The 21,754-nt window shown below is 49.3% G+C and carries 19 protein-coding genes; 9 read left to right on the forward strand and 10 right to left on the reverse strand.

Annotated features, from left to right (window positions below):
• Positions 1 to 8: 8 nt before the first annotated feature.
• Positions 9 to 1,085: an FAD-dependent oxidoreductase gene (locus tag ACJJIS_RS12845; protein ID WP_444905677.1), complete on the reverse strand. Its 1,077-nt coding sequence runs from the start codon at positions 1,083 to 1,085 to the stop codon at positions 9 to 11.
• Between the two features lie 126 nt (positions 1,086 to 1,211).
• Between ACJJIS_RS12845 and ACJJIS_RS12850 the strand changes: the two genes are divergently transcribed.
• The 3 genes from ACJJIS_RS12850 (at position 1,212) to ACJJIS_RS12860 (ending at position 3,081) form a co-directional block, all read left to right on the forward strand.
• Positions 1,212 to 1,844 (forward strand): LysE family translocator, encoded by a 633-nt coding sequence (locus ACJJIS_RS12850; RefSeq protein ID WP_444916912.1) that lies wholly within the window; start codon positions 1,212 to 1,214, stop codon positions 1,842 to 1,844.
• A gap of 87 nt (positions 1,845 to 1,931) precedes the next feature.
• A complete protein-coding gene (locus tag ACJJIS_RS12855; protein ID WP_445356129.1) occupies positions 1,932 to 2,678 on the forward strand; it encodes a metallophosphoesterase family protein in 747 nt (248 codons plus the stop codon).
• Between the two features lie 46 nt (positions 2,679 to 2,724).
• Positions 2,725 to 3,081 carry a DUF4870 domain-containing protein gene (locus tag ACJJIS_RS12860; protein ID WP_444905680.1) on the forward strand — a complete coding sequence of 119 codons (357 nt, stop codon included), beginning with the start codon at positions 2,725 to 2,727 and terminating at the stop codon, positions 3,079 to 3,081.
• A 105-nt stretch (positions 3,082 to 3,186) separates the two neighbouring features.
• On the opposite strand, the gene ACJJIS_RS12865 is transcribed toward ACJJIS_RS12860, so the two are convergent.
• The 6 genes from ACJJIS_RS12865 to ACJJIS_RS12890 all read right to left on the reverse strand — a co-directional run bounded on the left by ACJJIS_RS12865 (position 3,187) and on the right by ACJJIS_RS12890 (position 11,539).
• Positions 3,187 to 3,957 (reverse strand): zinc-dependent metalloprotease family protein, encoded by a 771-nt coding sequence (locus ACJJIS_RS12865; RefSeq protein WP_444905681.1) that lies wholly within the window; start codon positions 3,955 to 3,957, stop codon positions 3,187 to 3,189.
• Between the two features lie 232 nt (positions 3,958 to 4,189).
• Complete coding sequence (locus tag ACJJIS_RS12870) at positions 4,190 to 4,867, reverse strand: protease inhibitor BamI-like protein (protein WP_444905682.1); 678 nt, start codon at positions 4,865 to 4,867, stop codon at positions 4,190 to 4,192.
• Between the two features lie 612 nt (positions 4,868 to 5,479).
• Complete coding sequence (locus ACJJIS_RS12875) at positions 5,480 to 6,427, reverse strand: hypothetical protein (protein ID WP_475708285.1); 948 nt, start codon at positions 6,425 to 6,427, stop codon at positions 5,480 to 5,482.
• A gap of 284 nt (positions 6,428 to 6,711) precedes the next feature.
• Positions 6,712 to 10,653, reverse strand: coding sequence for a cobaltochelatase subunit CobN (cobN, locus tag ACJJIS_RS12880; protein ID WP_475708286.1), 3,942 nt, complete (start codon positions 10,651 to 10,653; stop codon positions 6,712 to 6,714).
• Between the two features lie 2 nt (positions 10,654 to 10,655).
• Positions 10,656 to 11,009 (reverse strand): DUF2149 domain-containing protein, encoded by a 354-nt coding sequence (locus tag ACJJIS_RS12885; protein ID WP_413665264.1) that lies wholly within the window; start codon positions 11,007 to 11,009, stop codon positions 10,656 to 10,658.
• Positions 11,009 to 11,539, reverse strand: a complete 531-nt coding sequence (locus ACJJIS_RS12890) for a MotA/TolQ/ExbB proton channel family protein (RefSeq protein WP_108732764.1) — start codon at positions 11,537 to 11,539, stop codon at positions 11,009 to 11,011. The genes ACJJIS_RS12885 and ACJJIS_RS12890 overlap by 1 nt, the downstream gene beginning before the upstream one ends.
• A gap of 229 nt (positions 11,540 to 11,768) precedes the next feature.
• Here ACJJIS_RS12890 and ACJJIS_RS12895 point away from each other — a divergent pair, with 229 nt between their 5' ends.
• Positions 11,769 to 13,940 (forward strand): TonB-dependent hemoglobin/transferrin/lactoferrin family receptor, encoded by a 2,172-nt coding sequence (locus ACJJIS_RS12895; RefSeq protein ID WP_475708287.1) that lies wholly within the window; start codon positions 11,769 to 11,771, stop codon positions 13,938 to 13,940.
• Between the two features lie 96 nt (positions 13,941 to 14,036).
• On the opposite strand, the gene ACJJIS_RS12900 is transcribed toward ACJJIS_RS12895, so the two are convergent.
• Both ACJJIS_RS12900 and ACJJIS_RS12905 read right to left on the reverse strand, forming a co-directional pair.
• On the reverse strand, positions 14,037 to 14,624 hold the full coding sequence (locus ACJJIS_RS12900; protein ID WP_475708288.1) for an SRPBCC family protein: 588 nt from the start codon (positions 14,622 to 14,624) through the stop codon (positions 14,037 to 14,039).
• A 152-nt stretch (positions 14,625 to 14,776) separates the two neighbouring features.
• Positions 14,777 to 15,688: a LysR family transcriptional regulator gene (locus ACJJIS_RS12905; protein WP_475708289.1), complete on the reverse strand. Its 912-nt coding sequence runs from the start codon at positions 15,686 to 15,688 to the stop codon at positions 14,777 to 14,779.
• A gap of 123 nt (positions 15,689 to 15,811) precedes the next feature.
• Between ACJJIS_RS12905 and ACJJIS_RS12910 the strand changes: the two genes are divergently transcribed.
• The gene (locus tag ACJJIS_RS12910) at positions 15,812 to 16,546 is read left to right on the forward strand and encodes a glycine betaine ABC transporter substrate-binding protein (RefSeq protein WP_475708290.1); all 735 of its coding nucleotides are present in this window, start codon (positions 15,812 to 15,814) and stop codon (positions 16,544 to 16,546) included.
• 27 nt (positions 16,547 to 16,573) lie between these two features.
• Positions 16,574 to 17,680, forward strand: coding sequence for an L-dopachrome tautomerase-related protein (locus tag ACJJIS_RS12915; protein ID WP_475708291.1), 1,107 nt, complete (start codon positions 16,574 to 16,576; stop codon positions 17,678 to 17,680).
• A gap of 44 nt (positions 17,681 to 17,724) precedes the next feature.
• On the opposite strand, the gene ACJJIS_RS12920 is transcribed toward ACJJIS_RS12915, so the two are convergent.
• A complete protein-coding gene (locus ACJJIS_RS12920) occupies positions 17,725 to 17,931 on the reverse strand; it encodes a DUF2905 domain-containing protein (protein ID WP_282933328.1) in 207 nt (68 codons plus the stop codon).
• Between the two features lie 122 nt (positions 17,932 to 18,053).
• Between ACJJIS_RS12920 and ACJJIS_RS12925 the strand changes: the two genes are divergently transcribed.
• The 3 genes from ACJJIS_RS12925 to ACJJIS_RS12935 all read left to right on the forward strand — a co-directional run bounded on the left by ACJJIS_RS12925 (position 18,054) and on the right by ACJJIS_RS12935 (position 21,620).
• Positions 18,054 to 19,220: a PQQ-dependent sugar dehydrogenase gene (locus tag ACJJIS_RS12925; RefSeq protein ID WP_475708292.1), complete on the forward strand. Its 1,167-nt coding sequence runs from the start codon at positions 18,054 to 18,056 to the stop codon at positions 19,218 to 19,220.
• 67 nt (positions 19,221 to 19,287) lie between these two features.
• Entirely contained in the window at positions 19,288 to 20,940 is a 1,653-nt protein-coding gene (locus ACJJIS_RS12930) for an amidohydrolase (RefSeq protein ID WP_475708293.1), read from the forward strand.
• Between the two features lie 206 nt (positions 20,941 to 21,146).
• Positions 21,147 to 21,620: a GNAT family N-acetyltransferase gene (locus ACJJIS_RS12935; protein WP_445364675.1), complete on the forward strand. Its 474-nt coding sequence runs from the start codon at positions 21,147 to 21,149 to the stop codon at positions 21,618 to 21,620.
• Positions 21,621 to 21,754: the final 134 nt, after the last annotated feature.

The following is a 21,754-nucleotide window of genomic DNA, read 5'->3' on the forward strand; positions in this document are numbered from 1 at the left end:
CCAACCTCTTAGAGCTTTGTCAGGTTTTGGATATAGGCATGTCGCACTACAGGGAAAGTTACAATAAGCTTTGCCAGAATACGAACCAACTCTATATTCACCCAGGCATTTGAACTAATAATTCGTCTAATAATTTCTGTCTTCCGGATAGTCGCCGCGCCTATTTTATGCCTCTCATCAGAATAACTATCTACTGTGCCGTTTATAATGGCATCAACCGCAGCTATCGCATCGGCAATACCCAGGTTCATACCTTTACCACCTACCGGAGAATGGCAGTGAGCGGCATCTCCCACTAAAAGTACGCGCTGGGAGCGATAACTTTTCGCCTGGCGAATGGAAATTTGAAAACTACCGGAACGGCGGATATTACTGATGTTTAACGGTTGATGTAAGGCTGCTAATGCATCTGGCTGGGTAGCAACTACTCTTAATCGCTGCTTCCCCATGGGCAAAACAATCGTAAATTGATTGCCGGGCTTCTGAATATCTACACTAATCAAGTCAGGGTCACACTTCTCCTCTGTGTCCACATCAGCAACCCCCCAGGGTTGTGGCAAATCTATACCCGGAAAGGGAATGCCCAGCTTTTCACGAATTGTTGAATGAACTCCGTCAGCAGCAATTAACCAGTCAAAGCATTCGACACTGCCGTCAGACAGGGTGACTTCCACTCTGTGCTCACTAGAGCCCACCTCAGTAGCGGCAATACCGTATTCAACTACAACACCCTGCGTGAGCAGAGCGTCCTTCAAGATCTCCTCAGTGCGATTTTGCGGTAACCCAAAGCCCACATACTCTTTATATGCATCGCCCCGGTTGTCCAAAAATAACAGCGGCCTACCCGCTTGAAGATATTGAACTTTGCAGAGTCGCATCGCCTCAGAGACCAAATTATCTGAAACACCAACCTTAAGAAGGCGCCTGATGGTGCAGGGAAAAATACCGACTGCCCGAGAGAGTTCACTGGGCTTGCTACGGCGTTCAACTATTCGGCATTTGATTCCATAGAAAGACAAAGCACAAGCTGCCGCCAACCCCGTTGGACCCGCACCAACCACTAACACCCGGTCTATATGGCTCACTGGTACCATTGCACCCTGTCGTAGAACTCACTTCTATTGTAGAAGCCAGGGAAAAAGCAAGGCACGGCCATCATAGAAGTAAGCTCACCTGCTGTGATAAAATCGCAATTTCAGGGCACCCCTCATATGATCGACCTCAGTATTTTACCCGCCTTCTTGATCGCAGCGATTGTTCTAGCGGCCTCCCCTGGTCCTGACCTACTGTTAATATCTGCTTACTCTTCGGCTCGCGGATTTACTGCAGGAGCAATGATCTCATTGGGCATTTTTACTGCCGGGATGGTGCAAACGGCGCTAGTTGCTCTCGGACTCGGACATATTATGCAGACGATGCCTCTGGTAGCACTGGTAGTAAAACTGGTAGGCGCCGTATATTTAGCTTGGCTTGGATTGTCACTCCTTCGCAATTGGCGTTCAAATAAAGTGACAAAAAATAACCAACCAGATACCGTGGTTCTGTCGGCAACACAGCTGATCGCCCGGGGCTTACTCAACAACCTAATGAACCCCAAAGCCCTACTTTTCTTTAGCCTTTTCCTGCCTCAATTTACCGTGCCATCCCAAGCAATCACGACCCAAATCCTTGTATTGGGCGTACTCTTAAGCATTACAGCGCTGGCTTTTAACACCCTGGTATCTCTATCGTTTAGCAAGCTGGGAAAATCTCTTGCTACACAGGCCAATATTCAGCGGCACCTGGATGGTTTTCTTGGAGTTATTTTCCTCGGCTTGGCCTCTCGCCTGGCTTTTGACCGCTGATTTTTTATAGTTTTATGGACGACAGGAAGCTTTCTGTGAAAATATAGCGGCAGTCAAAGTACTTTCAGCAGTCCAGCGGAGAGCTCAATGCGAATAGCGGTCCTGTCTGACATCCATAGCAATATTTATGCCCTCGATGCCATTGTTGCTGATCTAAAAAAGAGAGGCGCCGATCTAACGGTGAACCTGGGTGATATTTTATATGGCCCTATTGCGCCACGACTCACCTATGAACGCTTAATGGAGCAAGGTTACACGACTATTCGCGGTAATCAGGACCGGCAAATATATGAAGCCACACCTACCGAAATAGAAAGCAACCCAACCCTGCAATTTATTCTGAAAGACCTTGGTGTTGAACCACTATTATGGATGAAGCAGTTACCACCCAGCTTACAAATCACCGATGAAGTCTTTCTTTGCCATGGAACACCCAGTAGTGACCTCATATATCTGCTAGAAGATACCAGCAGCGGCCGCCCCCAGATACGTTCCAACCATGAAATCCTCAACCTCCTTGGAAAGATTCCCTCAAAAGTCATTCTATGTGGGCATACACATCAACCACGCTGTATCTCTGTCAGTAGTGGCCAGCTGGTCTTAAATCCAGGCAGCGCTGGGCTACCTGCTTATACTGACAGTGAACCGCAACCCCATATTATGGAAACCTTTAGCCCCCATGCGAGTTACGCCCTGATAGAGAGAAGCAAAAATGGAGCCTGGAGCGCAGAATTTTTTAAGGTAAGTTATGACACAGATAAAGCTGCCCGAGCTGCTATTGCGCAAGGGAGAGATGACTGGGGTTTTTATCTGTCAACCGGAAGAGCCAGCTAGGTAAGTCAGCTTACACAGGACATTGGATCAAAAGGAAAGTCGCTAAATGGAAGATTATCGCCCTTGGGATATGGAACTAAATACCTTCATAATGCTGCTTCATCTAAGTCAATTGGCTTGGATCGTAATTCCTGGTGCTGGTTTTGTTTTACCCATTATTATGTGGGCAACAACAAGGGACCGCTCTCAAGAAATCGATAAACACGGCAAGATGATATTTAACTGGATGTTAAGCCTGCTTATCTATTCTATAATTTCCGTCATAATGATATTTTTTGTTATCGGTATTTTGGGGCTGATTGCATTAGCAATAATCAATGTTATATTTATTGTGATTGGTGCAATCCGGGCCAATGAAGGCCTATTCTGGCGCTACCCACTCAGTATTCGGTTTTTTGGTTAATTAATTAACCGTTCTTTTCAGATGGAAAATCGGGAGAGCACCTCCCGATTTCCCTTGGCTATAAGCCAGTAATCTCTACAATTACTTTCAGCAAATTAGTGCCGATTAGTAGTAACCAGAGAGATCATCAGTGATAGGACCGAGAGCACGGTAAGCGTTTGAAACGTCTACGCCGTTTGAGCGCTCACCACAGGCCAAGCCACCACACTCGTACCAGTCAGGATCAGAGAACCAATCGTACTGGGTAACGTTTTCGCCGTATCTCCAAGGGTAAGCCATGATGGTAGAGAACTTGTTGTCTACACCGTGACCCATACCGTAAGAGTAAACGCCACCAGAGGTATCACCCTGCTTGGTTGAGTGAACCAGACCCATATTGTGGCCCAGCTCGTGAACGAAGGTGTTATAACCACAGTCAACGCCAGTTACGCTGTAAGCACGCTCTTTTGCGCTGGAGTACATGGTGCCATTGCTACCCTGTCCAACCCAGGCAATACCACAGGTAATGTAAGTATTGCCGTCGATTACGGTTTCTTCAGCTTTACCCAGGAAAACCACCATATCCGCCTTTTCAGAGGATCGCCAGTTATTCACAGTGTTGTGGAAGGTAATCAGGTCCAGGGTCTCTTCGTTTACACGAAAATCTGAACTGGAAGCTTGCCAGGTGTCTACCAGGTTCAACTGGATATCAACACCATTCCTTGAAAAGGAATTGTTGGCATAGCTGATATAGTTATCGATTTTGGCTGAGATATCACCGGTATACTCCGCAGCTGGTGCAGTGTACATAATAGCGATATCGACAGTATCGGCACTCGCAGCGCCAGAAACGGTCAGTGCTGCAATAGCAGCAGCCAGGCTTTTCTTCAGGTTCATTATAAGACTCCTTTTATTATAATAAGTAGTGCACACTCCTCCCCCAGCAATTAAATAAAATTGCTGCCCAAAGGAGTAACAATACGCTTTTAATACCCTGACTCGATCAAAAAGCTATCCCTAGCCTTTTAACCGCCTGAGGAGACGAGCCCCCGGTATCTGCAGGATTTTCTTGGGCCTTCCTTTGCCTGACTATTAACTCAAAGCATAATTACCTTGAATCAATTTCTTCTTATTTGAAGTCGTTTAGCGGAACATCGTCATCCGACCAGGTCTTTTCACGAGGTGCTTCCGAGGACATATCCTTATCGTGTTTCTCTACGTGGTTTTTAATTAATGCACCATTAGGCGCTATCCACGCATAACTACCCTGAGCTTCCATAGTATATGATCCGGAAGGTAAGTTTAGTTGTGCATAAACAGAATTTGCTCCGAGCGTAAAAGTTGCGCCATGCAGGCGAGTCATCCCCGGAAAATTTAATTGTAGGCTTTTGTTGCCGCTGGCATGCTCTTCGATACTGCCAACCTGAGCATCGTAATCACCTTCAATACCTGGCAAGTCAATGTCGACGTAATCACCAACAGTGAGATTCCGGAGCATATCAATATCCAGCTCGAGATAGGTTTCACCATTGAGATCTACGGGTAGGCGACCATTTTCATGAAGAGCTTCCCTGGCCAGCTCTGACTCAACCCAAAGTGCTTTTTCTTCATCACTTTCGAGGAGCTCCTCTTCACCCACCTGAACCTCCTCAGGTTTAAGCGGCTCTGCTTTTTGAGCAGATTTACTGATAGCTGGCTTGGGCTTTTCTAGCTCAGCGACTGGTTTTTGACCTTCAGATTGGCTTTTGGCCCAAACGAAATACCCTGCTGCCACTGCAATGGCGACGAGAGGAATTATTTTTCTCACAAGCTTTTCTCTCAAAATAATGCTACGTGCAACGGCAAAGCACGTCCTATCGACAGCTTAACCAGCCCTACCTCATGTTGGCATCTTTACGATTCTTAACATTCGATATTTAGTTGAGACGATCGATCCTAATTATCACGCAGCTTTTTTTTGGGAAATTTTTCACATAATTTTCATAAAAATTGAACAGAATCTAAATTATTTTTCAAAACTGTGGGGAACGTCGGAATTAAAGCAGACATATTTCACGAAAACCCTTTTTACACCAAATTAGTTCAAGTCAAATACCAGTGGCGAGATTCCCCCAAATACGATCAGGAGTCACCTACAAAAAACCAAAAAATAAGTTTCACAAGAAACAAATTTGGTAGATTTTTAAGCAGAATTAATAATTTCAGTGTACGAAAGGCAATAGAAGAAAAAAGTTGAAGCTCAAATTTCTATTCCATTTTGGAATGGAATTTTCTGTGAGAAAAAGTGAATATAAGGACAAACTGGAAAATCGTAACTAGGCAGGCAATTCAGACAATCTATTTATTCTTGGCTGGGTAGAGATAAAGCTGTGCGCAGTGACTTCAACGCACAGCAATTAATTGGCCAATGACGACACTGTTACTCAACTCGATAGCGCAACAACACCAAATTATCCAGGACTATGTTTTTTGACCAGATAAATTTAGCTCCACTGCCATAAAACTGTTCCCGAAAATTCATATACGCGTTTTTATTGTCCACACCTATCTGCTGCTCCGAGCACTCTGTCGCATAAGGCCAAGAAAGATAGCGATCGTCGACTTTCCAATTTTTCGGAATATCCCAGTGCAGAGAATAGACTTGTGCACCTGGTTTTGGGGGCCTCTCAGCACAGTCCGAGGAGGTTCGCTCTTCTCCCCGCTCTTTCAAGCACCCCAAATCATAAATAGGTGCTGTATAAAAAGTTTGTGCATGCCACTTTGAATTCGTCTTGGTACCATCTGAAAAGCTTGCAATAAAGCCACCGTCACCGGCATGGGTGCGGACACCTCTGTTACTCTCTGTGCCTTCCCCTAAGTTCTCCTCCCAGTCAACCGCTTTTACAGCGATATCGTAGGGTCTCTTCACCCTGAACTTAACCACACTGGAGTTAAACGGCGTAAATGGAACCGGATCAACAGCAACTAACTTGCCATTGATATATAGCTCAAAATAATTGTCGGCAAAGATATAACCGGTAACCACCTCACCTTCTTTGTCGATATCGACCACCGGTACCTTTGTAAGATCAATATCATCCAATGAGGATGGAGTGACCCCAGAGCACTGGTTATAGAGATCCCCAGCAAAGTACCGCTTGCTGTAATTCACTTCAGCCGGAACGGTAAAGGCTTTGCCCTCTACCTGCTTCACCCCCATTGGCGACAACCGGGAGCGACCGGAAGCACAGGAAAACAGGTTCTCCGTTTCTACTTTGGCAGAACCCCCAGCCACCGCCCCATTGCTCGAGTAAGGGTTTTCCAGAGACCAGGCATTTGCCGTAATCGATATAAGGCCCAGGAAGGCCGCCTGATATCGTTTTCCCATCGTTCCAACCTCCTTTCAAGAGACAGCTTTAGTCAGAAGCTCACCAAGCTGTAGCCCTATTAATCTGACAAGCTGCAAGCTTAATGATTTACAAAGTAATCAAAATGCACTTTTCACCTTCTATATAGAAAGCTAACACAGTAAGAGAGTAATAGTTGCCGGGGTCAACAATTCTTAACCCAGTAGCCGAGGCAGCTTTAAGATTATTTACACGAAAGGGGTAAAACAGAGGGGGGTTAACGGCACCCGGCCTTAAGCAGATCGGGTGCCGTTAAAGAAGGGCATTAAGCGGGCTTGGTTCGCACCCACTTATGATCAAAGAAACCGCTGACAAAGCCAGCCAACACTATAGCCATCAACAGTAGCCATATCAGCTTTTCCGGCTTATCACTGGGAGTCGGCTCTGCAACCTGCTCCAGCTTCTGGCCACTGACCTGTTGCGCAGCATTGGCGCTGCTAACCTGAGGGTTATCCAATACCTGGGCATTGGCCAGGGCCGCAAGGCCGAACCCTAGTGCCTGCTGATTGACGAATTCCTTGAACTTGTCATTGTCGGTAGCCACATCAAACTGATTTGCCAGCTCGGTGTAGGTCTCTACCATTTTCTCCAGGGTTTCAGGCTTCGCATCCCAATATCCCTTGCGCACCGCTTCCAGCATTCGCTCCAACATCTGGGCCAGGGCCTCGGCATTGTGCTCTTCGAAGAATTCGCGCATGTCCATTTCATATTTGTCATCCACGTAGACTTCAAACATTTCCTGCCATTGGTCGTCGCGAATGGTTTCCGGGGTCATTACTTCCCAGCCCCACATATTGTTGACGCGATCCAGGATAGCGGTAGCGCCTGCGTAGCCGGAATACTGCATCGCCTCAATCCAGCGGGGGTGGAAGTAACGGCTGCGCATTTCCTGGTTGACGAACTCCGCAAGGGTTTGCGCTTTTACGTTATCTTTGCGACGCAAATTGGACACATACATTTCCGGCGTTGCGCCATCCAGATTGCGAACCGCCAGACCGATACCGCCAAAGTATTGGAAGGGATCATCATTGGTCATCATGGCGTAGAGGTTGGTGGAGCGGGAGAAAATCACCCCATCAGTGCCAGACAACACCTTACCGTACAGCTCAACACTGCGCTGATCCTCGCTCCAGCGGGATTCATCTTTGCCATAGGCAAAGCCCATACGGCGCATATAGAGGTCAGCGAGCTTGTCATCTCCCTCCCAACTGTCAGAGGCCAGGCTGGCGGCGGCAAGGCCCGTTCCATAGTTGCCGCTTTCATTGGAGAAGATACGCACCGATGACAAATAGCGAGCATCCTCTTCACTGTTGCCGCCTTCCAGCAGCTGCTGTTGCAATGCCTGGCTGTGGCGGTAGACAAAGTTATTGTCTTCTTTCATCTGCGCCACTTTATCAATGGCTTCTGCCAACCACAGCATCACGTTGGGGAAAGCATCCCGATAAAGGCCTGTCGCAGAGATTACGACATCAATACGCGGGCGCTTTAATTCCGAATAGGGAATAACTTCTGTACCGGTAACATTGCCCTGCTGGTTCCACTTTGGTTTTAGGCCCAGGGCGTGCAGGATCTGGGCTTCCAGGGCACCCTGGTGGCGCATGGTTTCAAGGGACCACAGGGAGAATGCCAACTTGTCCGGGAAGCGGCCGTGCTTTGCATGGTAGTCAGCAATGGTCTGGTCCATCAGCTGTACACCAGCTTCATAGGCTTCCTTCGACGGCACCTTAGCCGGGTTAAAGCCAATCAGGTTACGGCCGGTGGGCACCGCCTGTGGGTTGCGAATCGGGTCACCCCCATGGCTTACAGGAATGTAGTTACCATCGAGTGCCGACATCAGGTTTTCCAGCTCGGCAATTTTGGCAAAGTTATCGGAGTATTCCCGAGCCTGATCCAACTGGGCCTGCAACGGCTCAGGAACCTGCTCCAGCTCACCGCCCTCCAGGAAGGTATCCAGTAACTGGAACCCCGCCTGCGCTTCCAAAGCCACAACATTGCGCTCGTCCCGGGTTTGCTCTTCCGGCAAACGCAACCCGTGCTCCGCCTCAAATTCATCCGCTGCGGTGATAAACCCTTCACCCAACATTTGCAGCATGGTGCTGGTAAGGTGTTCGGTTTTGGGCAGCTGACCAAAACGATGGATGCCCAGCGGCTGGCTCATCTCTGCCAATTGACCCAAATGATCCTGTAAGCGGCTCAGTTGGCCATCAAAATCCGCACTTAAGGCTTCAGCACTGATTTCCAGATCCTTGAGCATATTGAGCTCTTCGGCCAGACCGATAATACGCTCTTGTGTATTGGCCCGGGTCTGCCCCTCAGACAATACCAGGTAATTGCCAATTAACTCGGACAACTCAGCCACTTCCGCATACAAGCCCGCTTTCGCAAAGCCTGGGGTTAAGTGGCTGATCATGGTGGCACGGCCACGGCGCTTGGCCTGCATGGCCTCTCCCACATTATCGATAATATAGGGGTAGAACACCGGGATATTTCCCAGGGCCAAGCTGGGTGCATCGTAAACCGACAGACCCCGCTCTTTGCCACTGAGCCACTCCTGGGAGCCATGGGTTCCCAGATGAATATAGGCATCGGCACCAAAGGTTTCCCGCGCATAGAGGTAAACCGCCAGGTAGGCGTGGTTCACCGGGGTTTTCATATCGTGGTAGAGGGAAGAGTGATCCTTGGCATTGTCCGCGCGAACGCCTTGCGGCAACACAATCAAATTGCCGAGGGTCATCCGGGGAATAACAAATGCAGGCTCGCCGTTATGTTCGGCCAACATGGCATTGTCTTCCGGCTTACCCCAACGCTCTACTATAGGGTCCCGCACAGTTGTAGGCAGTTGGTCAAACCAGGCTTGATAGGTGGACAGCGGCATCCAATCAGCCAACCCTTTATCGATCAAGGCTACGCTGTCTTCGCGACGATAATAGGGGCGCAACAACTGCCCGGCCCAATCGATAAGGGTTTTTGAATCCCTGATATGTACCTCATAACCTCTTTCGCGCATTGCCTGGGCAATCGATTCAATCGAGCTGGGTACATCCAGGAAAGCCGCACCGATATTTTTTTCCCCGGGCGGGTAGTTCCAAATAAACGTTGCCACCTTTTTATTGGTGTTGCTTTGATAAGCGAGGGAGGCGTGATTCCAGGCGCGCTCTATCAAGGCCTGCATCTGTACATCCAGCACTACTTTATTGCCGTCTTTATTAGCAGCGATAATCACCGGATCGATGCTGCCAGTATCTTCAGGCATTACCAGGAAGAATGGAGTCAGGGATGGAGATACACCGCTATTATCAGCAAAATATTCTTCTTCACTGCCCTCGGTGTAATTGAGCGCGTGAATAACCGGCACTCCCAACTTCTCAAATTCAGCGCGGCGCTTGCTGACATAGTGCAGGGAGCGGTAATTAATCATCAAATCAACACGGGTATTGCCGCTTTCGGTTTGCAATAAGTCTGGATAGGAAAGCGGCAAGTCTTCGCCTTCAAAGAAGAAGGCGAAAGCCTTGGCACCTTTAGCCTCAAGACCATTCAACAGGGTGTCGACAACCTGCTGCTGCTCGTAATCCACCACGGAGCGATGGATAGCCACGGCAATCACTGGCTGCTGCTCAGCGGGCTTTAACCAGTCAAAGAAAAATTCCTCTTTGTCGGTGACAAGCTGCTCCAGGCGGGGATGATAAAAACCCACCTTGGGTACGATTATCGGTGCCGGTACTGAGCCACTGGAAAGGTCAAATACCTCTGCCGACAAAAACTGCATCATATGCCGGTAGTTATTGCGGCCCGCATTATTAAAATAAGCGGCTATCGCCCGATGCTCGGACTCTGCCAACCCCTGGTTCATGGACTTATTATCTGCATCCCCCAGGGAAATCACCGGAACTTGCGGATGCTTGGCCAGCATTGGCTGGAACTTGCCAAACATAAAGGCAGAAAGCGCTGGATTGATGCCATCCAGCATTATCAGTTCAGCGGAAGACCAAGCTAGATCGATTTCCTCATCGCTCTTACCTTTGCTGTTAAAGATCTCCAGCTCAAAGGGTTGGTCTGCAGAGAGATCAGTCAGCAATGTACCTTTTGCCTTGGCCGTGTGGCTCGACATCATCAAGAGTACTTTGGGTTTATCGCTGGCCTGGGCAAAGGTTGCAAAAGCCAAGCTCATCAACAGACACACAAAACGTGTCCATAGTTTATTACGCACCACTAATTCCCCCCCGAAGCTTTTTCACCGGCGGGAGCATCTTTACCTTCCCCTTCCGGTACATAAACCAGGCTGCCATCGGCCATCTGGTAAGCCACTCCCGCACGGGTGCCCTCCCCTGAGCCAATTTCCCCGGTGGATTTGTATTGTTTGATTTCCTTACCGTCCTTGACGATCACTTCCATATTGGGTTCGCCGGCATTTTTAATCACCGTGACCTTTTCATTGGAAAAAACGTTCAACGGATTTTGCGCAATGGCAATCAGCAGCGCGGCGATAATGACCAGAAACACATCGATCAGGTTCACCGCGCTCAGAATAGGATTCAGTTCTTCATCTTCGTCGAGGAAGCGCATCAGTCGGCCTCCTTCAGCTTGCGGATATTGATCAGCTCAGAGGCGAACCAGCGTTTTTTCACTGAGGCAGGCCAGAAGGTAATCGTGGAGATCACCAAGCCCCAGATCACAGCGGCGAAAGCAATAATCAGGTTTTCACTGATTCCCTGGATATTGCCATCGGCCAGGGCGCGAAGTGCCGGCCCCATGGGAATCATGGTGGCAATCAAACCCAACATGGGCGCGATCCGGGTAGCCATGCGCAACAGTTCCAGTTTTCTCAACGCAAAAACTTCCAATTCGTCGTCACATGCCAAAGGGTTGTTCACGTAAAAGTTGTGTACTTGGTAGCCCGGCAGGCGCTCAACCCGACCTTGCTTCAATGCCAACCGATAGGCTCCGGCATTTTTGCGGCGAAGCATCCACAGTGAAATAAAGCGCCCTGCGGCATAAAGCGAGTAGATAAAAAGTACCAGGATCGCCAGTAATACTGGGGCCATAAACAGGTCGGCCACATCCGCCATTAAGGTCTCAACTGATTGAATATTCACTGTAATCCTCCCAAGCCCCGCTATTGATGCCGTTCACAAATTTGAGCGGAAAGTACCCAAAGAAACTTTTAAGGTCAAATTTAATCTAATTGATATTGATTCGCATTTAGCTTTACATTTTTATAAGTATCCATATAATCTCGCTCCGAACTGGTCGACAAGACCAAGCGAAAGGGCACCACAGAGACCCTTACGAGCAGACCGAATCAACGACATCAAGGAATTCACCATGAAACGTCGCCCACTAGCAGCGGCCATTTTGGGCTTAGCCTCCGCCTCAAACCTGTACGCAGAGACCCCGACCTCTCCGTCCAGTAATGAACTCGAGCTGATCGTCGTCAGCGGGCGCGCAGAAAAACCCCTGAAAGACGTTGCGGGCAGCGTTTCCGTGGTGACCAATGAAGAAATTGAGCAGCTTCAGCTCAATGACATGAACCAGTTGTTCCAATACGAGCCCGGTGTTGAAGTAACCGGTGAGGCTGGCGGCGCGCAGAATATTCTGGTGCGCGGCATGGGCGGTGACCGTGTACTGATTATCAAAGACGGTATGCGGGTGAACGAGGGTTATGGCGCCAATGGCCAAAACGACATTATTGGTCGCGGCTTTATTGAAGTGGACACCCTAAAGCAGGTTGAAGTTGCCAAAGGCGCAGCCTCCTCCCTGTACGGTTCAGACGCCCTTGCCGGTATCGTAGTATTCACCACCAAAGATGCTTCCGACTACCTGGAAGATGGCGAGCAGTTTGGCGGATCTATCAAGACAGGCTACAACGGCATCACCAGCCAGCACAATGTTTCCCCTACCCTTGCCCTGCGCACCGGCAATTTTGAGCAACTGCTGCACACCACCTTCCGCGATGGTGAAGAACAACAGAACTACGACGAAACCCAGGACCCCTTCGAGATTGAATCGAAGAGCATCCTGTACAAAGGTAAATACAACCTGGGTGGCGAAGACTTCATCAGCTTCAGCATCGACCACTGGAACCAGGAAACTGTCGGTGACAGTGCCGATGGCCTGCTGTATTACTTCCGCGGACTGGCCGACTACGGCTACAACATCGTCGCTGAACAATCTGTTTCCGACAAAGAGACCACTGCATACCAACTCCGCTACCACAGCGAGACCCCAACTGCGATTTACGATCAGGTAAATATCAGCTTGTACAACAACAAGTCTGAACAGGAAGACGAGCAATACGGCCAACTGGACATCAACGCCCCCATGTTCGGTGTGATCGAAATCCGCGATATGTGGGAAACCGGCCTCTACCGCCAGGACACTATCGGCCTGCTGTCCAACGCCAGCAAAACCCTGAATGAGACCCACACCCTGGGTTACGGTCTGGACCTGGAGCAAACTGAGAGCGAGCGTACCGTTCACCAATACCGTGAAGTTGCAGGTAGCTCCACCCTGGACTCCACCACCGAGAAATTCCCAGAAAATGAAGTGGCTCGCGCCGGCCTGTTTATCAATGACGAAATGTCATTCGCCAATGGCCAGCTGACCGTTACCCCGGGCCTGCGCTACGACTGGTACGAAATGGACCCCAACGGTGCATTGAAGTCTGATGACACTCCATTTGCCACCATTGAAGAAAGCAATGTTTCCTTCAACCTGGGCGCGCTGTACCGAATCAATCCGAAACTGTCCGCCTTTGCCCAATACGGACAGGGCTTTAAAGTGCCGGCCTACGATTTAGCCTATATCGAGCACTACCTGCAGCCGACCTCCAGTTACATCTACGAGGTTCTGCCCGCCGACGATCTGTCACCAGAAACCAGTGACACCTTCGAACTCGGCCTGCGCGGGCACCTGGGCCCGGTAGCTTTCAGTACTGCAGCGTTTTATACCGAATACGATGATTTCCTGGAAACCACTTTAATTCACCAAGAATTTGTAAATGGTGATGACGGCAGTTTCTCCCATGTATTTGAACAGTACCAGTACCAGAACATCGAATCTGTCACCATCAAAGGTATAGAGGCGAGCGCCAGCTGGTACCTATCTCCAACAATCGAGTTGTTTGCAAATGCCAGCTACCAGCGCGGCGAAAACGACACCACCGGTGAATACCTTACCAGCATCAGCCCACTTTCTGGCGTGGTCGGTGCAAGCTACAGCGGAGCCAAACTCTCCAGCCAGGTACTGGTTCGCTGGGCAGACCGTATGGAAAAAGTGAACGACGGCGCTACTGAAACTGCCGGTTATGGCACTGTAGACTGGACCCTGGGTTATCAGTTAATGGACTCCATGTCTGTGAACTTGGCGATTAACAACCTGATGGATAAATACTACGTTCCCTACCTGAATGTTGCAGGCTGGGATGAAGATAGCGATCTTTCTGTCAATGCGGCGCCGGGGCGTACTTTCTCTGCGTCAATCAGATACGATTTTTAATTAACGAGTTTTACACTCTCCTATCTCGCAAATAAGTCCCTTGATGGCCGTACTCCCATGCGGCCTTTTTTTATTTTGCAGCATCAAAAAATACAATTAATCCGTGTAAATCTTCTCCATCATTTCTTTCACTTCCGCCTGGTATAGCCGCAACGCCTTTAACAGCTCAAGCCTGAACAGCGGCATATAAAGCAAGTACACTAGCTGATAAATTGGGTTCGCAGAGTGCATTTTGAAATAACACTGTCTCTCCCAGTGACTTGCCCCACCCTTCATTTCGGTAATGGTGTAACTGAAATGGCCCGTGATGTGTTTAGTAATTGGTAAAAATAATAGAACCAGCGCACCACCGTAAATCGTCTTCCCCTCCCAGGAAATTTTATTGGGCCGCTCATAATTTATTAATTGATGTTTCATTACGTGGTAGCCAGTAATCCCCCAATATTTTTCGATCGCCACGCTACCTAAAGTGGACTTATCGCCCCCCAGATTGTATTCCGCAAATAAAGTGTTCGGATATTTGCTTTCCCAATTTCGCAGGTCTACCACATAATCAAACAAGGCTTCGGGTGGAGATTGTATAATGGCCGCATTTTTGTAGAAGTAGGACTTGTCTTTAAAATACAGCACCAGGCAAATCAACACATACAGAATAATTACCGCATACATGATGTCTAGTATCATCAACTGCCTCCACCACTAAAAAACTTAATACCGGCACTGATATAAATGAACTAGAAAGTCACAAGCCTAATTATAGAAGAATAAAAAAATGCCATAGCTTTACGGCCTGAATTCAAAATAAATAAAGATAACAATCAACTTGAGAGGGGCGATTAAATCCTCGCAGAATTGGACATAAACTTCATGGCCAATCGGTCTGCAAATACCGTCACCCGGCGCGGCTGGGCCCGGCTTGGGGGGAACAACATTTGAAGTGGTACTGGCGGTGGAGTGTACTTTTCTAACAGGCGAACCAGCCTGCCCGCCTGAATATCCGGCCCTACATCCAGTTCCGATTTTAAAATAATGCCACTTCCCTTCAGGCACCACTGACGAGCCAGTTCCCCGTCATTGGTCACCCGGTCACCGCGCACCACCACAGTTTGCTCACTTCCCGATCCATCGCAGCCGCCGAGAAAGCGCCAGTGGTTATCCAGATTTTCACCGAAACGCATTACCAGACAGTTGTGACCCTTCAGGTCCCCGGGCTTTTGTGGAGTACCTCGCTCTTGTAAATATCTGGGAGAAGCGCAGAGGATGCGCTGCTTTTGGCTCAAGGTCCTGACCCGAAGTGAACTGTCGGTGATTGCGCCGAAACGCAAGGCAATATCAATACCCTGACCGACAATGTCCACATAACCATCCGATAACAGCAATTCAATAGAAATAGTCGGGTGATCCAGTAAGAAGCGGTCAATTTCCGGGGCCACAATCGCACGCCCCAAGTCGCAGGGGGCACTTACGCGAATACCACCGGACAGGGTCTGTGCTCCTAATCGAATACGGCTTTCAAGGTCATCCACTTCACCCAGAATCTGTTTAGCACCCTCAATCAGGGTACGCCCTTCCTCTGTCAGGCTAATTGCCCGGGTTGTTCGATTCAATAACACCACACCGAAGTGCGACTCCAATGCCGCAAGGCGCTCGGAAACCCTGCTGGAAGATAGGCCCGAGTCCCGCGCTGCGGCGACCAGACTACCTTTATCAACAATTTGCAGGAACAACTTGAGATTATCTATCAGCATTGATCGGAAATATCGAATATTAACTTCTATTAATTGCAGTTTATCCGGTAAATCAAAGCAACCACAATACCCCTATCGCAGCCACTACTGCACAGTCACAAACTTACACCAGGGAGTTTCGGTATGGATAACAGTATTCGCATCGGACACATTGCGCTCTCTTTCCACGAGGCCAGCGCCCGGGAAGTCGCCAAGGTTCTTGAGGCTCACGGCCACCAAACCAGCTTCAAGTCCGCCCCCCATGAGGCGGCCTTCGAGCTGTTAAAAAACGGGGAAATCGACCTTTTAACTTCGGCCTGGCTGCCCTCCAGCCACGAGGTCTACCTGAATCCCCTGCTGGACCAGGTCGAAAAAGTGACCGTGCTGTATGAGCCCTACTGTATCTGGGGTGTGCCGGATTATGTGCCCGAAAAAGCAATTGCCAGTGTTGATGACCTACTCAGCGAACCTGCTCTCACCCGTATGGATCGCCTGATCCAGGGAATTAATCCCGGTGCCGGTATTAGCCGCTTTTCCACTGAAATGATTCATGCCTATGGTCTTGATAAGGCAGGTTACGAATTCCGACCGGGAACAGAAGCAGACTGCTTCAACCGTTTTGAAGACGCCGTAGCGCAGGAGCGCTGGGTAGTGATTCCCTCGTGGCACCCGCAATTTCTCCACAACCGCTACACCATCCGCGCACTAAAAGAGCCCAAAGGGCTTCTCGGCACTCAAGATGAAGCAACGCTCATCGTGCGCAAAGATGCCAAACAGAAAATTGGCAGCGCCGCCCTGGCTGCCCTGTCCCAGCTTTATATCGGCAACAAAAAGCTCAGCGCCTTGGAAGATGCGCTGCGCAAACAAGCCAAAAACTGAGACACAGTAAAATTTAAGGAAGTCGCAATGAAGTCCCCAAAAATACTATTTGCCGCTCTGGCTCTTGCAGGTGTTGGCAGCTTAGCCACCAGTGTCACTCACGCAGCTGAAGCGGAGTCCCTGCAAACAGTCACTGAATTCAGCGAATCCCGCGCTGCCGGTGTCACTATCACCCCCAATGGCCGGGTACTGGTCAGCATGCACCCACTGGATGCGCCAAAACTAAAAGTACTCGAGGTAATGGCCAACGGCTCCAAGCAACCCTTTCCCAATCGAGATTGGGCGGATGGGCCTGAACAGGGTGAAGTGGGCTTTGGATCAGTAATTGGCATTCACTCTGACAGCAAAGGCATCGTCTGGATCTTGGATATGGGCGCTGAAAATACACCCGTCCAACTTGTCGCCTGGGACAGCGTCAATAATAAACTGCACCAACAGATTGAAATTTCCAAGTCAGCATTAGTAGAAAATTCATTTCCGCAGGATTTTGCCCTGGATGAAAAGCGCCAAAAAATCTACATCGCCGATATGTCCTTCGGTAATTTTAACGGCGCGACCAAACCGGCAATTATTGTCGTCGACCTGAAAACCGGACGCTCTCGGCGTGTACTGGAAAGCGCTAATGAATTTATGCCGCCAAAGCAGGATCTCATCATCGGTGGAGTTTTGCTAGCGGCTAAAACTGAAGGTGATACGAATAAAAGCCTGCACTTTGGTCTCAATCCCATTGCCCTGGACGACAAGTCTGAATGGCTCTACTTTGGCAGCCTCAGCGGCGATAAAATCTTCCGCCTTCCTGCTGCGCAGTTGGCGGACGCCGATATTTCCGAGAGTAAACTAACCGCACAAATTGAAGAGTTTGGCCCCAAAAACCCCAGTGATGGCATTGCAATGGCACCGGAAGGTGGCGTGCTGGTTACCGACCTGCAGAATAACGCCATTGGACTGACCACCCAGGGCAATTACCAAATCCTGCTACAGGACAAACAACTCTCTTGGCCTGACAGCCTCGCTATTAGCAATGGCTGGGTATATATCACCCAGGATCAGCTTCACCAGCATCCTGCTTTCAGTTCTGGCCTTGGTAATGCCAAGCCACCCTACAAGCTGATGCGCTTCCGCTACACTCCATAAACTCCCTCTCACCGCCAGGAGATAGTTACCCTGGCGGTTTTTTATTAACGTCGAAATAAATTCACCAGTAAACTCAATACCAAACTAACGATAATCATCGATACAATTGGAAAGTAAAAACGGGTGCGCCCCGACTCCACACGAATATCTCCCGGCAAGCGCCCGAACCAGCTGAATAACCCTGGGGAAAAGTGCAATAGCACCCCAACCAACACTAAAATTATTCCTGCGATAATCAACCAGCGGGACATCTATTCACCTCCCTACAGAATGATTTAACACCCTGACAATTACCCTGGCGTACTGCCTGGACATTCCCCAGTGACTACTCTATCTATGCTCAATCCCGAGACAAATCGATAGAGGCCATGTGGTGAAATACCTCCTTAGTGTAGTTGTCACAACCTGCATCTTTTTTAGCACTGCTGCCAATAGCCAGGGTAATCCTTTGATTTCCCGAGGCACTATCCCGCTCGCCGAAGAGGTTACCCTTACTTCAGTCGCCGGCCCACTTGAATACCCTTGGGGTATAACCAACCTGCCCGATGGAAGCTTTCTTATCACCCAGCGCAGCGGACAACTCAGAATTGTAAAAGATGGAAAATTATTGGCAGAACCTATCGGGTTTCCAGCAGAAATCTTGTTTCTTGGCCAAGGGGGCCTACTGGATATCGCTGTGAGCCCCACCTTCCCTCAAGACCAGATGCTCTACTTCAGCTATGCCATTGGCAATATGGACAACAACCGACTTGCCATTGGTCGGGCTAAATGGAATAACGGCAAGTTGGAAAACTTTGAAGAGATATTCAAGTCCGCGCAGGGTAAAAATAACGGCGCACACTTCGGTTCCCGGCTCGCCTTCCTACCCGATAAAACGTTGCTGGCTACCATTGGCGATGGCGGTAATCCCCCACAAGAATTCCTCGATATTTTTGCCAGGGAACAGGCGCAAAACCTACAAACCCACTTCGGCTCTATTATTCGTATTAATGGGGACGGTTCTATTCCCGACGACAACCCTTTCAAAAACCAAGCAGATGCCCTGCCGCAAACCTGGAGCTTTGGCCACCGCAACCCCCAAGGATTGGTGATCGATCAACAAAGTGGAGAGATCTGGTCCTCCGAACACGGCCCCGCTGGAGGCGATGAATTGAACCGCCTCAAAGCTGGCAGTAACTATGGCTGGCCAAGGGTCACTTTTGGTCGGGACTACCGGGATGGTTCCAATATAGCCTTTAAAATCGAGGATCCAGAATTTACCTCGCCCGCACTGGCCTGGCTCGATACCCATGCCCCTGGAGGACTGGCCTTCTACACCGGCAATGCCTTCCCCGAATGGAAAGGACGGCTTATTTCCGCCGGATTAGTTAGCGAAGATTTAAGGATCATTCAGATAAAAGATGGCGCTGCCATTGGCGAGCTAAGGATACCTATTGGGGAGCGCGTACGCGACGCAGAAGTTGGCCAGGATGGCAGTCTTTACATATTGACCGATGGCCCCAAAGGCCGTTTACTGCGCATAGATCCAGCAAAACAATAACTCGAATTTTAAGATATTCGACTAGTTGGGGCGAGGTTCAAAAGTCGCCCTATAAGGCAAGCTATCTATGCGTTTTTTCCGCCCCCTTACCGCCACTCTACTTATGGCCACCTCACTGTGTGTTCAGTCCGCCACGCTGATTCACAATGTTTCCGGCTACCAAACTACTGATGATCAACTACTCACGTTCGATGCTTTAGCCTTTGATCAAGGTAAGGTACTGGCAACTGGAAGCTATCAACAGCTGGAAAAGCAGTTCCCTACAGCCGACAGAATTGACGCGCAAGGTAAAACCCTACTCCCAGGCCTAATTGATGCCCACGGCCATATGCTGGGCCTGGGGGAACTCACCGGGGAATTGGACTTACGCGATCACTCCCTTGCACAAGCACTCTCAGCCATCAAGAAGTACGCCCGGGATCTGGGGCCCGACGAATGGCTATCGGGCCGTGGCTGGAACCAGGTTACCTGGCCCAACAAAGCTTTTCCAACCCGTAAACAACTGGATAAATTGGAAATCAAGCAGCCAATTTGGTTGCGCCGGGTCGATGGCCACGCAGGTTGGGCCAATTCCAGGGCCCTGGAGTTAGCGGGGATCGACAAGGAAACCCAATCACCCGATGGCGGTGAGATTCTACGGGATGAAAACGGCAACCCGACAGGCATCCTGATCGATAACGCTATGAGCCTGATGTACACGGCGATACCCGCACCTACTTTAGCCCAGGAGAAAAAGAATCTACAAAATGCATTTACCACCGCTCTCTCCCTGGGATTAACCAGTGTGCATGATGCGGGTATCAGCGAACAGACCCTGAACGCCTACCAAGACCTGGCAAATAAGAAAGCCATCCCGTTGCGTATTTACCCCATGCTTTCAGTAGATAGCCACAACTATACCCAGTTACTTCAAGCGGGGCATATTGGAGAGCCATCGGACCGGCTGTATATGCGCAGCATCAAACTTTCCGCCGATGGCGCCTTGGGAAGCCGAGGCGCTGCCCTGCTGGAGCCCTACCACGACCGTCCTCAGGAAAAGGGGCTACTGCTCTACCCGGAAGACAAAATGTTGGCTTTGCTCAAGCTGGCTACCGACAATAACTTCCAGGTTAACGTACATGCGATCGGCGACAGGGCTAACCATATCGTACTGAACCATTTGGAAACCCTAAACAAGGCAGAGAGCCAAGCTAGCTATCGTCATCGCGTGGAGCACGCCCAGGTTATTGAGGTGGAAGATATTCCGCGCTTCGCCCGGCTCAACCTGATTGCCTCTATGCAGCCCACTCACGCTACCAGCGATAAGAACATGGCCGGCGACCGCCTGGGGAATGAGCGTCTGATCGGCGCCTACGCATGGCAGACACTGCTGGAGCAAGGCACTCCCATCGCCGCAGGTTCCGACTTCCCTGTAGAACCTGCAAACCCGCTTTTCGGTCTACACGCCGCAGTTACCCGCCGCGACCGCCAGGGAGACCCCAGTAAAGGCTGGCGCACTGAAGAAGCTATGACTCTGGAGCAAGCCCTGCGCGCCTTTACCCTGGATGCAGCCTATGCCAGCCATCAAGAGAAAGTCATCGGCAACCTTGAAACCGGGAAGTTCGCCGATTTTATTTTGCTGGATAAGGATATTTTTACCATAGCTCCCCAGGAGATCTGGAAAGTACAAGTTCTGGAGACCTGGGTTGAAGGAGAACAGGTATACCGTAAACCCCTGTAGCCAATCACTGACCTTCATTTTTTCCCGCACTTCAAATCTGCGAATACCGGCGAAAGTCGGTATTCGCAGAAACAACGACTGCCCCATAATTCACTAAGAGCCTTGTATTGCGCTATTGCTATACTACTTTTTGTGGATACGAGAAAACTTTATTGATAAAGCGCATATAGGTTAACGCCTCAAATAGAAACCAAATAGACCGCGCTATGAAATACATCCAAATACCCGTAAGCGATGCACCTTTGTATCTTCTGCTCGAAGCAGATCCCTCTAAGAAGAAAATAGACAGCTATTTACCTGAATCCTGGTGTTTCGCAGCAATTGATGCTGGCGCTGTGGAGGGTATATGCGTAGTAAAAGAAATTGATACCGCAATCGCTGAGATTTTCAATATCTCAGTTTCTCCTGAAATGCGACAGCAAGGGATTGGATCAAAGCTGTTAAAGTTCTCCATATCAGAGCTCATCACCAGGAGAGTTCATAGAGTTGAATTGAACACCGGTACATTTGGTTACCAGCTGACCTTTTATCAACGCCATGGATTCAGGGTTGAATCTGTTGTTAAAGATTATTTCTTACACAACTATGATCAACCCATTGTTGAGGATGGAGTCCGGCATAAAGATGCCTTAAGATTACTATTAGAACTAACCAAAAATATTAGCAAACAACCAAGCTAAAAAACTAACATTTCTTTCAGATTAGATTTATCAAACAAATTTGTACAGCCTTACTTGCCACAAGATATTTTCGGCACACCCCGAACAAGATTGACCTTCTCATATTGAAACCCCCAGATAAGCTAATATCATCA

Source organism: Microbulbifer maximicatervae (SeqCode) (assembly GCF_056231245.1).

Bases quoted from the DNA above. Each gene is read 5' to 3' on its own strand.
- ACJJIS_RS12855 (WP_445356129.1), top strand. From the start codon at position 1,932: ATGCGAATAGCGGTCCTGTCTGACATCCATAGCAATATTTATGCCCTC.
- ACJJIS_RS12860 (WP_444905680.1), top strand. From the start codon at position 2,725: ATGGAAGATTATCGCCCTTGGGATATGGAACTAAATACCTTCATAATG.
- ACJJIS_RS12900 (WP_475708288.1), bottom strand. From the start codon at position 14,624: ATGATACTAGACATCATGTATGCGGTAATTATTCTGTATGTGTTGATT.
- ACJJIS_RS12915 (WP_475708291.1), top strand. From the start codon at position 16,574: ATGAAGTCCCCAAAAATACTATTTGCCGCTCTGGCTCTTGCAGGTGTT.
- ACJJIS_RS12865 (WP_444905681.1), bottom strand. From the start codon at position 3,957: ATGAACCTGAAGAAAAGCCTGGCTGCTGCTATTGCAGCACTGACCGTT.
- ACJJIS_RS12905 (WP_475708289.1), bottom strand. From the start codon at position 15,688: ATGCTGATAGATAATCTCAAGTTGTTCCTGCAAATTGTTGATAAAGGT.
- ACJJIS_RS12875 (WP_475708285.1), bottom strand. From the start codon at position 6,427: ATGGGAAAACGATATCAGGCGGCCTTCCTGGGCCTTATATCGATTACG.
- ACJJIS_RS12850 (WP_444916912.1), top strand. From the start codon at position 1,212: ATGATCGACCTCAGTATTTTACCCGCCTTCTTGATCGCAGCGATTGTT.
- ACJJIS_RS12920 (WP_282933328.1), bottom strand. From the start codon at position 17,931: ATGTCCCGCTGGTTGATTATCGCAGGAATAATTTTAGTGTTGGTTGGG.
- ACJJIS_RS12910 (WP_475708290.1), top strand. From the start codon at position 15,812: ATGGATAACAGTATTCGCATCGGACACATTGCGCTCTCTTTCCACGAG.
- ACJJIS_RS12885 (WP_413665264.1), bottom strand. From the start codon at position 11,009: ATGCGCTTCCTCGACGAAGATGAAGAACTGAATCCTATTCTGAGCGCG.
- ACJJIS_RS12895 (WP_475708287.1), top strand. From the start codon at position 11,769: ATGAAACGTCGCCCACTAGCAGCGGCCATTTTGGGCTTAGCCTCCGCC.
- ACJJIS_RS12930 (WP_475708293.1), top strand. From the start codon at position 19,288: ATGCGTTTTTTCCGCCCCCTTACCGCCACTCTACTTATGGCCACCTCA.
- ACJJIS_RS12935 (WP_445364675.1), top strand. From the start codon at position 21,147: ATGAAATACATCCAAATACCCGTAAGCGATGCACCTTTGTATCTTCTG.